Raw genomic sequence first — 14,219 nt, forward strand, 5'->3', positions numbered from 1 at the left:
GAGCTGAACATGAAGTTGATAAGTAAAGATAAGACATTAATATTGGACCGCTCTCATGTTATGGCGATTCTTAATGTTACGCCTGATTCTTTTTCTGATGGAGGTAAATTTACGCATCTGGATACTGCTTTAAAACAAGCAGAGAAAATGGTGAATGCTGGCGTTAGTTTTATTGATATTGGTGGTGAGTCAACCAGACCTGGAGCGCCGGATGTTGGTCTTCAGCAAGAATTAGACCGAGTCATCCCGATTATAGAAGCAATACATCAACGCTTTGATACTTGGATATCAATTGATACTAGTAAAGCGATAGTGATGGATGAGGCGGTAAATGCGGGAGCAGATTTAATTAATGATGTTCGAGCATTACAAGAACCTAATGCTTTAGAGGTTGCAGCCAAAGCGAATGTGCCTATTTGTTTAATGCACATGCAAGGGCAGCCACGTACGATGCAATCGGACCCTACTTATAATGAACTGTTTGCAGACGTAACCCATTTTTTAAAAGAAAGAATTTCGGCATGCCAATCGGTTGGTATCGCAAAAGATAAGTTAATTCTTGATCCTGGGTTTGGATTTGGTAAAACCTTGGCGCATAATTACCAACTACTTGCAGAATTAGAACGTTTCCACCAGCTAGGTTTGCCGATATTGGCGGGAATGTCTCGTAAATCAATGATTTTTAAATTACTTGATGTTGAACCTCAGCAGGCGACTTCAGGGAGCTTGGCATGCGCGACGATTGCAGTAATGAAAGGTGCACAAATTATTCGAGTTCATGATTTTGAGCAAACAATGGATGTCGTTAAAGTTTGCCAAGCAACGTTAGAACAAATATCTCAATAAAGAATTGTTCATTTTAAAATAAATTATTAAAAATAAAACATGGAGTACAACATGGCTGAACGTAAATATTTTGGAACTGATGGTGTTCGTGGGTTGGTAGGGCAAGCGCCTATTACTCCTGATTTTGTTATGAAGTTGGGTTGGGCTGCGGGTAAAGTTCTTGCTAAACAAGGAACGAAAAAAGTCATTATCGGTAAAGATACACGTATTTCAGGTTACATGTTGGAATCAGCATTAGAAGCGGGTTTAGCTGCTGCTGGCCTTAAAGCTAAATTTACAGGGCCAATGCCAACCCCTGCTGTTGCTTACTTAACGCAAACATTCCGTGCAGAAGCGGGGATTGTTATTTCAGCGTCTCATAATCCTTATTATGATAATGGAATTAAATTTTTCTCATCTGAAGGAACAAAACTTCCTGATGATATTGAATTGGCGATAGAAGCTGAACTAGAGAAACCAATGACGTGTGTTGAATCTGCGTTGTTGGGTAAGGCATCTCGTCTAAATGACGCGGCTGGTCGTTATATCGAATTTTGTAAGAGCACCTTCCCTAAAGAATTGAGTTTAGCGGGGGTTAAAATGGTTGTCGATTGTGCTCATGGTGCAACGTATCATATTGCACCTAATGTATTTAAAGAGCTAGGTGCTGAAATAATTACTATTGGCTGTGAGCCAAACGGTACCAATATCAACCATGAAGTAGGGGCAACGGATGTTCGTGCCTTGCAAGCAAAAGTACTTGAAGAAAAAGCGGACTTTGGTGTTGCTTTTGATGGTGATGGTGACCGTATTATTATGGTTGATGAGTTTGGTGCCAAGGTTGATGGTGACCAAATCGCTTATATTATCGCTCGTGATGCGTTACGTCGTGGTGAATTGAAAGGCGGTGTTGTTGGAACGCTAATGAGTAATATGGGTATGGAAGTTGCGTTACGTAACCTTGGTATTCCATTTGTTCGTTCTAATGTAGGTGACCGTTATGTGATGGAGAAACTATTAGAAAATAATTGGTTAATCGGCGCTGAAAATTCAGGTCATGTTATTCTTTTGGATAAAGTAACAACGGGTGATGCGATTGTAGCTGCGCTTCAAGTGATCGCTTCTATTGTTGGTAGTAAAATGTCATTGAAAGATTTGTGTAACGGAATGAGCATGTTCCCGCAAGTGTTGGAAAATGTTCGTTTTGTTGGTGATAATAATCCATTAGATTCTGATGCAGTTAAAGCGGCTCAAGCTGATGTTGAGGCTAAATTAGGTGATAATGGTCGAGTATTATTGCGTAAGTCAGGTACAGAGCCATTAATTCGCGTTATGGTTGAAGGTGAGAATGCAGACCTTGTTCAGCAATACGCTCTTCAAATTGCAGATGCAGTAAAAGAAAGCTGTTAATTTAAGCAATTAAATGAAATTGAACGTTTTTTGTTAATTTTAACTTGTCATAGTAGCCTAGTTTGGTTAATATCCCTCGGCCTCTTCGTTGAGAGCGCGCTGGTGTTGCCAATAGGCTACCGGTACATTAATTAGATACATGGGTGACGGAATGCATACGATTCTACTTGTGATTTATCTGATTGCCGCAGTCGGTGTAATTGGCCTAGTATTGGTACAACACGGTAAAGGCGCAGATATGGGAGCCTCATTTGGGGCTGGAGCATCAAATACAGTATTTGGCTCTGGTGGCTCTGGAAACTTTTTAACCCGAATGACCGCAATTTGTGCAACAGTATTTTTTATTATCAGCTTAGCGCTTGGCAATATGTCTACGCATAAATCTGAAGGTTTTGATCTTAAGTTAGATCAACAAGCTACAGAACAAGTAATTGATAATACGAGTGATGTTCCTGCTACTGAAAACAGCGACGTACCTCTTTAAACGACTTTAGCCGAGATGGTGAAATTGGTAGACACGCTAGCATGAGGTGCTAGTGCTCTAGGGCATGAGGGTTCAAGTCCCTCTCTCGGCACCATATTCAGACAAGAATCTGATTCTTGTAATAAAAGGATAAAGAAACTATACTTTCTTTGTTCTTTTCGGACGCGGGATGGAGCAGTTTGGTAGCTCGTCGGGCTCATAACCCGAAGGTCGTCGGTTCAAATCCGGCTCCCGCAACCAATTATCTAATAAAAGTAATTGCTCTTATTAGATAAGCTACGTAAGTGGCATTCAGGGTCCAGCAGTACTAAACCCCGCAATTATCGGGGTTTTTTGCTATCTGAAACAGACTGTTTTTTAAGAATTGGGCCTTTTAGTGCCCTTTTTTTGTTTTCAGGGGATATCAATGACAGGATTAGAAAGACAACTAACAGAAATGCTTGAGGCTCCTGTTGGTGCTTTAGGTTATGAATTGGTCGGTTTAGAGTTTATTCGTGCGGGTGAACACTCAACGCTACGTGTATTTATCGATCATGAAAATGGCATCTTTGTGGAGGACTGTGCAGAAGCCAGTCGTCAAATCAGTGCAGTAATGGATGTAGAAGATCCAATTACAGTAGCATATAACCTAGAGGTTTCGTCTCCAGGTCTTGAACGTCCACTGTTTAAAGCAGCACATTATCAACAATTTGTTGGTCACGAGGTCAGCCTTGTATTAAAAATGCCGATGAATAACCGTCGTAAGTGGAAGGGAGATATCCTAGACATTAACGGTGAGATTGTTACGGTTACAGTTGATGGTAACAATGAAGAATTTGCGTTAAGCAACATTTCAAAGGCGAACTTAGTTCCTAAATTTTAAGGCTGAAGAGGCTAAAATGAACAAAGAAATCTTAGCTGTTGTAGAAGCAGTATCAAATGAGAAAGCTGTTCCTCGTGAACGAATTTTTGAAGCATTAGAAATCGCATTAGCAACAGCAACAAAGAAAAAAGCTACGCTGGAAATTGAAGTACGTGTAGCGATTGATCGCAAAACAGGTGCTGTTGAAACTTTCCGTCGTTGGGTTGCGGTTGCTCAAGTTGAGCATCCTACATTAGAAATTTCTATTGAAGCGGCACAATTTGAAGATGAAACAATCGAAATCGGTGGTTTTATTGAAGATGATATCGAATCAGTAACGTTTGACCGTATTACGACACAAACAGCGAAACAAGTAATCGTACAAAAAGTACGTGAAGCTGAACGTGCAATGATTGTTGAACAATTCATTGATAACGAAGGTGAGCTAATCACGGGTATCGTTAAAAAAGTAAACCGTGATGCTATTATTGTTGATCTTGGTAACAACGCTGAAGCGGTGATTTTACGTGAAGACCAACTTCCTCGTGAAAACTTCCGTCCAGGTGACCGTGTTCGTGGTCTTCTATACGCAGTGAAACCAGAAGCTAAAGGCTTCCAGTTATTCATGACTCGTTCAAAAGGCGTAATGCTGACTGAATTGTTCCGCGTAGAAGTGCCAGAGATTGGTGAAGAACTGATTGAAATTAAAGCAGCTGCTCGTGATCCAGGTTCTCGTGCTAAAATCGCAGTGAAAACAAACGACAAACGTATTGACCCTGTGGGTGCGTGTGTTGGTATGCGTGGTGCTCGAGTTCAAGCTGTTTCAAATGATCTTGGTGGCGAACGTATCGATATCGTACTTTGGGATGATAATCCTGCACAGTTTGTTATCAATGCAATGGCTCCAGCAGAAGTTGCTTCTATTATTGTAGATGAAGACAATAATACGATGGATGTTGCTGTTGAAGCTGATAACCTAGCACAAGCAATTGGCCGTAGTGGTCAAAACGTACGTCTAGCATCTCAACTGACTGGTTGGGAACTTAACGTAATGACAGTTGCTGATCTAAACAAGAAGCACCAAGAAGAAGCGCAAGGTTCTATTGATGCATTTGTTAAGCATTTAGATATCGATGAAGATTTTGCTCAACTATTAGTTGAAGAAGGCTTCACTACGCTTGAAGAGATCGCTTACGTTCCTGTAAACGAACTACTAGAAGTAGACGCTTTGGACGAAGAGAGTGTTGATCTTCTTCGTACTCGCGCGAAGGAAGCTTTAACAACACTTGCACTAGCGCAAGAAGAATCTCTTGATGGTATTGAGCCAGCAGAAGACTTACTTGCTCTGGATGGTTTAGAACGCGAATTAGCGTTTAAACTTGCAGCTAAAGGTGTTGTTACTCTTGAAGACCTTGCGGATCAAGGTATTGATGAGTTATCTGATATTGAAGACCTTACAGAAGAACGTGCTGGTGAATTAATCATGGCTGCACGTAATATTTGTTGGTTTAGCGACGAAGCATAATTATTTCAGCAAGGAGACGCGGTATGACAAAGCTTACGGTAAAAGCACTTAGTGAAGACATTGGAACTCCAGTTGACCGCTTACTTCAGCAATTTTCAGATGCTGGTATTAATAAAAAAGATGGCGATTCTGTTTCTGAAGGTGAAAAGCAATCATTGCTAATTCACTTAAAGAAAGAGCATGGTAGTGCTGATGAAAGTGCTTCACCAACCCGTCTTACTCTTCAACGCAAAACTCGTAGCACATTAAGTGTTGCGGGTACTGGCGGCAAAAGTAAAGATGTGCAAGTAGAAGTGCGAAAAAAACGCACTTATGTAAAAGCGAGCACGCTTGAAGAAGAGAAAAAAACTGAGCAAATGAAAGTAGAGGCTGAAGACAAGGCCAAACGTGACGCAGAGGAAGCTGCTGTTCGCGAACTTGAACAAAAAGCTAAGCGTGAAGCGGAAGAAAAAGCTAAACGTGAAGCAGAAGCAGAAGTCAAAGTAAAGCGTGATGCAGAACAAGCAGCGAAACGTACTAAGACTGAAAAGGCTAAAAAAGAAATGACTACTAAAAATGATCAAGCAAAAAAAGAAGCTGATGAACTAAAACTTCGTCAAGAACAAGAAGCAACTCGTAAAGCAGAAGCAGAAGCTGCAAAACTGGTTGAAGACGCTCGTAAACTGGCTGAAGAAAATGAAGGCCGTTGGAAAGAAGAAGAGCAGAAAAAATCAGCAGCTGAAAAAACTGCCGATTATCATGTAACAACATCTACTCACGCTCGTGAAGCGGAAGATGCAGCAGATCGTAAAGATGAGCAACAACCTCGTCGTCGTAAGAAAAAAGCAAAACCTGCTGACAACCGCGGTGGTCGTAACCAACGTGGCGGCCGTAACAGCAAGTCTCTACTAAATAAGCCAACCTCTATGCAACATGGCTTTGATAAGTCAGCAACTGTTGCTAAGCAAGTTGTTGCGATTGGCGAAACAATTGTTGTTTCTGAACTGGCAAGCAAAATGTCAGTTAAAGCAACTGAAGTTATTAAAGTTATGATGAAGATGGGCGCTATGGCGACTATCAACCAAGTTATTGACCAAGAAACAGCGGCATTAGTTGCTGAAGAAATGGGTCATAAAGTGGTTCTTCGTAAAGAAAATGAATTAGAAGAAGCGGTACTTTCTGATCGTGATAATAATGCTGCGGTTGAAGGCCGTGCACCTGTTGTTACTATCATGGGTCACGTTGACCACGGTAAAACTTCTACACTAGATTACATCCGTCGCGCACACGTTGCAGACGCGGAAGCTGGTGGTATTACACAACACATCGGTGCATACCACGTTGAAACTGACAACGGCATGATCACTTTCCTTGATACTCCTGGACACGCAGCGTTTACCGCTATGCGTGCTCGTGGTGCTCAAGCGACAGATATCGTTGTACTTGTTGTTGCAGCAGATGATGGTGTTATGCCACAAACAATCGAAGCTATCCAACACGCAAAAGCGGCTGGTGTACCTCTAATTGTTGCGGTAAACAAAATTGATAAAGAAGGCTCTAACCCAGACAACGTTAAAAATGAGCTTGCTCAATACGACGTTATTCCTGAGGAGTGGGGCGGCGAGAACATCTTTGTACATATCTCTGCGAAGCAAGGTACTAACATCGATGGTCTTTTAGAATCTATCCTTCTTCAATCTGAAGTGCTTGAATTAACAGCAGTTAAAGAAGGTATGGCATCAGGTGTTGTTATTGAATCTCGTCTTGATAAAGGACGAGGTCCAGTTGCGACTGTTCTTGTACAGTCAGGTACTCTAAACAAAGGCGACATCGTACTTTGTGGTCAAGAGTATGGACGTGTTCGTGCTATGCGCGATGAAAACGGCAAAGACATTGAATCAGCAGGTCCATCTATTCCGGTAGAAATCCTTGGCCTTTCTGGTGTTCCAGCATCAGGTGATGAAGCAACAGTTGTTCGTGACGAGCGTAAAGCACGTGAAGTTGCAAACTACCGTCAAGGTAAATTCCGTGATATTAAACTAGCACGTCAACAAAAATCGAAACTAGAAAACATGTTTGCAAACATGGAAGCTGGTGAAGTTGCTGAATGTAACGTGGTACTTAAAGCGGATGTTCAAGGTTCTGTTGAAGCGATTGCTGATTCACTATTGAAACTATCTACTGATGAAGTGAAAGTTAATATCATTGGTTCTGGTGTTGGTGGTATTACTGAAACTGATGCATCACTTGCAGCGGCTTCTAATGCTATCCTTCTAGGCTTCAACGTACGTGCTGATACAAGTGCTCGCCGTATGATTGAAAATGAAAACTTAGATCTTCGTTACTACTCAATCATTTACCAATTGATTGACGAAGTTAAACAAGCGATGGGCGGTATGCTTGCTCCTGAATTTAGACAAGAAATCATTGGTCTTGCTCAGGTACGTGAAGTATTTAAGTCACCTAAACTAGGTGCTGTTGCTGGCTGTATGGTTACTGAAGGTACTATTAAGCGCAACAACCCAATTCGTGTATTACGTGACAATATCGTAATTTACGAAGGTGAACTAGAATCACTACGTCGCTTTAAAGATGACATGCCAGAAGTTAAGAATGGCTACGAATGTGGTATCGGCGTTAAGAACTATAATGATGTTCGCGTTGGTGACCAAATCGAAGTATTTGAAATTGTTGAAATTCAACGTACTCTTGATTAATTGACTATAATTACGCCTATTATTCAATAAAGTAATAGGGTAATCGGTTGTTAAATACACCATGGGGGGCTGGTTATTACCACGCCCCCCATCTTTCTAAGTGAGAAATGATATGTCAAAAGAATTTAGCCGCGCACAACGTGTGTCGCAACAACTACAAAAAGAATTAGCGGTAATCCTACAACGTGAAGTTCGTGATTCACGTATTGGTATGGTTACTATTTCAGATGTTGAAGTATCGCGTGACCTTGCCTACGCAAAGGTTTTCGTTACTTTCTTCTGTATTGGTGAGCAAACGCCTGAAACATGTCTAGCGGCATTGAAAGAACATGAAGTTCCTGTTCGTATGCTTCTTGGTAAGCGTATCCGTCACCGTTTGACTCCAGAAGTACGTTTTACTTACGACAACACATTAGTTGAAGGTATGCGTATGTCTAACTTAGTGTCTGACGTTGTAAACACAGATAAGCGTAAAATGGCAGAATCAGGCCGTACTGAATCTGACGAAGGGGAAGAGTAATGGCTCGTCGTCGTAAGGGTCGTCCTATTGATGGTGTTATCTTAATTGATAAACCGGCTGGAATTACGTCGAACGATACATTGCAAAAAGTAAAACGCATCTACTTTGCAGAGAAAGCTGGCCATACTGGTGCACTTGACCCTCTTGCTACAGGTATGTTGCCTCTTTGTTTTGGTGAAGCGACGAAGTTTTCTCAGTTCTTATTAGACTCTGATAAACGCTATCGTGTAGTTGCGAAACTTGGTGAACGTACTAACACGTCAGATTCTGATGGTGAAGTAGTTCAAACTCGCGAAGTAAAGGTTGACCGTGGTCAGCTTGAGCGTTGTATTGCTAAATTTCGTGGCACAACAGATCAAATTCCATCAATGTTTTCTGCGTTAAAGCATGAAGGTCGCCCTTTGTATGAATACGCACGTGAAGGCATTGAAGTTCCACGTAAGTCTCGTAAAATCACGGTTTATTCAATTGAATTAATTCGTTTTGAAGGCCACGAAGTCGAGATGGAAGTACATTGCTCTAAAGGTACTTACATTCGTACTATTACGGATGATCTTGGCGAGATGCTGGGCTGTGGCGCTCACGTAACGTACTTACGTCGTACTGGAGTATCAAATTACCCATATGAAAATATGGTGACGATTGAACACCTTGAAGCTCTGCTAGAAAAAGCGCATCGTGAAGAGATAGCTCCTCGTGAGTTACTTGACCCACTATTGATGCCGATGGATTCAGCAGTACAAGATTTGCCTGAAGTTAATATGATCACCGAATTAGCCGATCATGTTTTACATGGTCAGCCTGTTCAAGTATTTGGTGCGCCACAAGAAGGCATTGTACGAATGACTTCTGGTGAAGAGCGTTTATTTATTGGTATTGGACATATTGATGATGACGGTCGTGTTGCACCAAAGCGTTTAGTTGTTTTTCGAGATGAAGTCGAAGAAGATAAATAAACACGTTGAAGTGATCTGATTGAGAAAGAGTAAAGCCTTGCGGTTTTGCTCTTTTTTTTATTGCTTTATTATTGTACATCCGTATAATTCGCCATTCGCGTAGTGGCTGAATCAGAGATTGGCTGCTGCAAATATTAAACACTCTTACTCAGGAGAGATTTATGTCTCTGAATGCAGAAACTAAAGCAGCAATCGTTGCAGAATACGCACAATGTGAAAACGATACAGGTTCACCAGAAGTACAAGTAGCATTACTTACTGCTTCTATTAACCACCTTCAAGGTCACTTTGCTAATCACAAGCACGATCACCACAGCCGTCGTGGTCTATTACGTATGGTTTCTAGCCGTCGTAAGCTTCTTGATTACCTTAAAGGTAAAAACAGTATTCGTTACCAAGATCTAATCAAACGTTTAGGCCTACGTCGCTAATTTGCGATGTCTGTAAAGACAGTTTGACAAAAAGGAGCGTTTATCGCTCCTTTTTTTGTGCCTGCAATTCCTCTTTTTCATTTCTGAACCTCGCATATTGCCCTGATTGGGGTATACTATAGCGGTTAAAATCGCAGTGTGCGTGCTTAACGCTATAATTTCATTCAGCTATTACAGTCACCGAAGTCGGCCACTAGGTCGCGACTATTACAAGTTATCTTCAACTAAGTAAATTTGTACTAGTCGCGATTGGTAATAGATTGAATTATCACTTAATTTTTCTTAATGTCAGTCAGAAACCCCCTGATAATTAAGAATGAAGGAAAACAAATGTTCGAGAAACCAGTCGTAAAATCATTCCAGTACGGTAACCATACCGTAACTCTAGAGACGGGCGTAATGGCACGTCAAGCAACTGCTGCTGTAATGGCAAGCATGGACGATACATCAGTATTCGTTTCTGTTGTTGCTAAGAAAGAAGCAGTAGCGGGTCAAGATTTCTTCCCTCTAACAGTGAACTACCAAGAGCGTACATATGCTGCTGGTAAAATCCCTGGTGGCTTCTTTAAGCGTGAAGGTCGTCCTTCTGAAGGCGAAACACTAACGGCTCGTCTAATAGACCGTCCAATTCGTCCACTTTTCCCAAGTGCGTTTAAAAACGAAGTTCAAATTATCGCAACGGTTGTTTCTATCAACCCAGACGTAAACCCAGACATGATCACTATGATCGCAACGTCTGCTGCGCTTTCTATCGCTGGTGTTCCATTTAATGGTCCTATCGGTGCTGCACGTGTTGGTCATATCAACGGTGAGCTTGTTCTTAACCCATCAAACACTGAGCTTGCAAACTCTAAACTAGACCTAGTAGTGTCTGGTACAGAAGCTGCGGTACTAATGGTTGAATCTGAAGCAGATAACCTATCTGAAGAAGAAATGCTTTCTGCTGTTGTATTTGGTCATGACCAACAACAAGTAGTAATCAAAGCAATCAACGAATTTGCTGCTGAAGTTGCAACTCCGTCTTGGAACTGGGAAGCACCTGTAGTAAATGCAGAGCTTAAAGCACAAGTTGCTGAACTTGCAGAAACTCGTCTTTCTGAAGCGTACCAAATCACTGAGAAAATGGCACGTTACGAGCAAGTTGGCGCAATCAAAACTGAAACAGTGGCAGCACTTCTAGCTCAAAATGAAGAACTAGATGAACGCGAAATCCGTGGCATGCTTGGTTCTCTAGAGAAAAACGTAGTACGTAGCCGTATCATTGCTGGTCACCCACGTATCGATGGCCGTGAAAAAGACATGGTTCGTGCGCTAGACGTACGTACTGGTGTACTTCCTCGTACACACGGTTCAGCTCTATTCACTCGTGGTGAAACTCAAGCGCTTGTTACTGCAACTCTTGGTACACAACGTGACGCTCAAATCATCGACAGCCTAATGGGTGAGAAGAAAGATCACTTCCTTCTACACTACAACTTCCCTCCATACTGTGTAGGTGAAACTGGCTTTGTTGGTTCTCCTAAGCGTCGTGAAATCGGTCACGGTAAACTAGCTAAACGCGGTATCGCAGCAGTTATGCCTTCTGTTGAAGAATTTCCATACACAGTACGTGTAGTATCGGAAATCACTGAATCTAATGGTTCATCTTCAATGGCTTCTGTATGTGGTACATCTCTAGCTCTTATGGATGCTGGTGTTCCAATTAAAGCGTCTGTTGCTGGCATCGCAATGGGTCTTGTTAAAGAAGGCGATGATTTCGTTGTTCTTTCTGACATCCTTGGCGACGAAGATCACCTAGGCGACATGGACTTTAAAGTAGCGGGTACTAATGAAGGTATCACTGCACTTCAAATGGACATCAAAATTGAAGGTATCACTAAAGAGATCATGCAGATCGCTCTAAACCAAGCACAAGGTGCGCGTAAGCACATCCTAACTGTTATGGATAAAGCAATCTCTGGCGCTCGTGAAGATATCTCACAATACGCTCCACGTATCCACACAATGAAAATCAGCTCTGATAAGATCAAAGATGTTATCGGTAAAGGCGGTGCGGTTATCCGTGCTCTTTGTGAAGAAACTGGTACAACGATTGAAATCGAAGACGACGGCACAATCAAAATCGCTGCGACTGAAGGTGCTGCTGCTAAAGAAGCTATCCGTCGTATCGAAGAAATTACTGCTGAAGTTGAAGTGGGTAAAATCTACCCAGGTAAAGTTATGCGTATCGTTGATTTCGGTGCATTCGTAACGGTTCTTGGTCCTAAAGAAGGTCTAGTACATATTTCTCAAATCGCTGAAGAGCGTATTGAGAAAGTAGCTGACTACCTACAAGTTGGTCAAGAAGTTCAAACTAAAGTACTAGAAATAGACCGTCAAGGTCGTATCCGTCTAAGTATCAAAGAAGCAACTGCTGAGTTAAACCCAGCAGCAGCGACTGAAGTAAAAGACGCAGAATAATCTGATTGATTACAGTCTTTTGATTTAAAGCATGTTATAAAGGGAGCAGAAATGCTCCCTTTTCTTTTGGTATGAGAAAGCTCTTACTGAAAGATTTAGGTTTATTATTAGGAGAGAAAGAGTGAATTGGATTCGAGTTGCGGTAGTAGGCGCAGTCATGGCCCTATCAGGCTGTGCATCAACAAATAACACGTCAGGGTGGAGTTACCCTCCAATGGCAGTGCCTTTACAAGCAAGTATTCAACAAGAGATACAGCTATCTCGTTTGGATCAATTATTACTGCGTCCTAATATTGATGATATGACTCGTGCGAAAATGTTTTATGAGCGTGGGTTAATTAATGACAGCTTGGGATTACGTGATTTAGCGCGTGTTGATTTCACTCAATCCTTAAACTTGAAGCCAGATCAAAGTGATGTATTTAACATATTAGGTGTTTATTACACACAAAATACCGATTTTGACGGAGCCTATGAAGCGTTAGATTCTGCATTAGAGTTAGACTCGAATAATCAATTTGCAGAACGAAATTTAGCGATAGCCCTTTATTATGGTGAGCGCTACGATCAAGCGTATGAAATTGCAAAAAAACATTACAACGATGCGCCGACAGATCCGTATCGTGCAATTTGGCTATATTGGATAGGTCTTGAGATTGATTCAGTTAAGGCGACAGAAGAATTCAAAGTTCAATATCAGCAACGTGTAGATGATGATTTTGGTTGGGAGCTTGCAGGTGTTATCTTAAAAGAAACCACAGAAGACGAATTTTTTAAAAAGATATTAATTACGACACGTAATAATGTCGTGTTAGCGGAAAAACTAACGGAAGGTTATTTTTACTTAGCGAAAAGTTATCAGAATGACGGTGATTACCCAAATGCTATAGCTTTATACAAATTAGCGATGGCTGGTAACGTGTATGAGTTTGTTGAGCATCGTTATTCGTTCGTCGAGCTTGGTAAGATCTTCCGATCACTGCGTGAGTTACAAGAGCAGAAGATAAAAGAGCAACAAGCACTAGAAGCGAAAAAAACACCAGTATCTGAAAGTACTGAAAAAGAAGCGTTAAAAGAAGAAGCTCTAGCTGAATAAGGTTATTTTTATCCGCATACGAAAAAGCCCTGACCTAAAGATAAGTAAGGGCTTTTTTCTATTTATTAAACGGAATAATTACCATACTAATAATTAGATGTGTACATCGAGTCCTGCAATATTATGCCAATAGCCATTGCATTGACGTGCATCTTTTAATGAAAACTTTTCAATACCGACTTCATTGGCTTTAAATTTAGAAACCTCACTAAAAGTTTCAACACTTAATGGACTTAAGCGAACCACATCAACTAAGTCATTCATACTTGATAAATCATTGATTAAATTATAGCAATAGCCTGATTGAGTTTGAATGCCGTTTAAGGTGAAGACTTCTTGTCCTTCTTGGCTGTTTACTGTAATACCATTTGGGTATTTGATACAGCAAGTCTCACATTCATCTTTTGCTTTGTTTTCAGCTCTTGCAGTAAAACATCGAGCTGAATAAGCGAGTGGCAAGTAACCATAACTGAAGACTTCAGTTTCAAATTTCCCTCTAATGCCTAAATCATCACATTGAATTAACACATTTTGTAGCCATTCACGTGACAACTCAACAGGCATGCACCAACGAGTCATGCCCTGCTTTAAAAATAAATTTAGCGTTTGGGCGTTGTAGCAGTTAACTGCTGGGCCAACCACAAAAGGAACTTTGCTTTCTGAAGCCAATTGAATCGCTGATACGTCATTAGCTTCAATAATGAAGTCACCGTTATCAATGTATTTTTTCATCGCATTGACTTCGCTAGGGGCCTCTAACAACGCCATCGTCGATAATACAACTTGCTTACCGGAGTTAGACAGTTCTTTAGCTATCTCAAACCAATCTTTTGCTTTCATTTCTCGGCGTTTTGAACAAACACTCTCACCCAAATAAATGATGTCAGCTTCACTGTTTGTCGCTTTTTGATAAAACGATTCGATATTTTCTTTAGACCAAAAGTATAACAGTGGACCCAATGCGTATTTCATGAT

At 41.1% G+C, this 14,219-nt stretch carries 12 protein-coding genes and 2 tRNA genes; 13 read left to right on the forward strand and 1 reads right to left on the reverse strand.

The features are described from left to right. Positions 1 to 9 precede the first annotated feature (9 nt). The 13 genes from folP to nlpI all read left to right on the forward strand — a co-directional run bounded on the left by folP (position 10) and on the right by nlpI (position 13,244). Positions 10 to 846 carry a dihydropteroate synthase gene (gene folP / locus Q1K78_RS03525; RefSeq protein WP_300174507.1) on the forward strand — a complete coding sequence of 279 codons (837 nt, stop codon included), beginning with the start codon at positions 10 to 12 and terminating at the stop codon, positions 844 to 846. 51 nt (positions 847 to 897) lie between these two features. Then, the gene (glmM, locus tag Q1K78_RS03530; RefSeq protein ID WP_300174509.1) at positions 898 to 2,235 is read left to right on the forward strand and encodes a phosphoglucosamine mutase; all 1,338 of its coding nucleotides are present in this window, start codon (positions 898 to 900) and stop codon (positions 2,233 to 2,235) included. A 151-nt stretch (positions 2,236 to 2,386) separates the two neighbouring features. Beyond that, positions 2,387 to 2,719 (forward strand): preprotein translocase subunit SecG, encoded by a 333-nt coding sequence (gene secG / locus Q1K78_RS03535; protein WP_130044302.1) that lies wholly within the window; start codon positions 2,387 to 2,389, stop codon positions 2,717 to 2,719. A gap of 9 nt (positions 2,720 to 2,728) precedes the next feature. Then, positions 2,729 to 2,813: transfer RNA gene (locus Q1K78_RS03540), tRNA-Leu, on the forward strand. Between the two features lie 69 nt (positions 2,814 to 2,882). Beyond that, positions 2,883 to 2,959: transfer RNA gene (locus tag Q1K78_RS03545), tRNA-Met, on the forward strand. Between the two features lie 166 nt (positions 2,960 to 3,125). Next, a complete protein-coding gene (rimP, locus tag Q1K78_RS03550) occupies positions 3,126 to 3,581 on the forward strand; it encodes a ribosome maturation factor RimP (protein WP_012549404.1) in 456 nt (151 codons plus the stop codon). A gap of 16 nt (positions 3,582 to 3,597) precedes the next feature. Then, the gene (nusA, locus tag Q1K78_RS03555) at positions 3,598 to 5,085 is read left to right on the forward strand and encodes a transcription termination factor NusA (protein ID WP_300174518.1); all 1,488 of its coding nucleotides are present in this window, start codon (positions 3,598 to 3,600) and stop codon (positions 5,083 to 5,085) included. 23 nt (positions 5,086 to 5,108) lie between these two features. After that, on the forward strand, positions 5,109 to 7,781 hold the full coding sequence (infB, locus tag Q1K78_RS03560; RefSeq protein ID WP_300174520.1) for a translation initiation factor IF-2: 2,673 nt from the start codon (positions 5,109 to 5,111) through the stop codon (positions 7,779 to 7,781). A gap of 112 nt (positions 7,782 to 7,893) precedes the next feature. Next, positions 7,894 to 8,301 (forward strand): 30S ribosome-binding factor RbfA, encoded by a 408-nt coding sequence (gene rbfA, locus Q1K78_RS03565; RefSeq protein WP_300174522.1) that lies wholly within the window; start codon positions 7,894 to 7,896, stop codon positions 8,299 to 8,301. After that, on the forward strand, positions 8,301 to 9,257 hold the full coding sequence (gene truB, locus Q1K78_RS03570; protein WP_300174524.1) for a tRNA pseudouridine(55) synthase TruB: 957 nt from the start codon (positions 8,301 to 8,303) through the stop codon (positions 9,255 to 9,257). Before rbfA ends, truB begins: the two co-directional genes overlap by 1 nt. A 161-nt stretch (positions 9,258 to 9,418) precedes the next feature. Continuing rightward, positions 9,419 to 9,688, forward strand: coding sequence for a 30S ribosomal protein S15 (rpsO, locus tag Q1K78_RS03575; RefSeq protein ID WP_300174526.1), 270 nt, complete (start codon positions 9,419 to 9,421; stop codon positions 9,686 to 9,688). Between the two features lie 330 nt (positions 9,689 to 10,018). Beyond that, positions 10,019 to 12,148, forward strand: coding sequence for a polyribonucleotide nucleotidyltransferase (pnp, locus tag Q1K78_RS03580; RefSeq protein ID WP_300174528.1), 2,130 nt, complete (start codon positions 10,019 to 10,021; stop codon positions 12,146 to 12,148). A 121-nt stretch (positions 12,149 to 12,269) separates the two neighbouring features. After that, positions 12,270 to 13,244 (forward strand): lipoprotein NlpI, encoded by a 975-nt coding sequence (gene nlpI, locus Q1K78_RS03585; RefSeq protein WP_300174530.1) that lies wholly within the window; start codon positions 12,270 to 12,272, stop codon positions 13,242 to 13,244. A gap of 93 nt (positions 13,245 to 13,337) precedes the next feature. Here nlpI and Q1K78_RS03590 read toward each other — a convergent pair whose 3' ends face one another. Continuing rightward, positions 13,338 to 14,216: a U32 family peptidase gene (locus Q1K78_RS03590; protein WP_300174532.1), complete on the reverse strand. Its 879-nt coding sequence runs from the start codon at positions 14,214 to 14,216 to the stop codon at positions 13,338 to 13,340. Positions 14,217 to 14,219 lie beyond the last annotated feature (3 nt).

This window comes from uncultured Aliivibrio sp., from assembly GCF_946479765.1.
Taxonomy (GTDB): Bacteria; Pseudomonadota; Gammaproteobacteria; order Enterobacterales; family Vibrionaceae; genus Aliivibrio.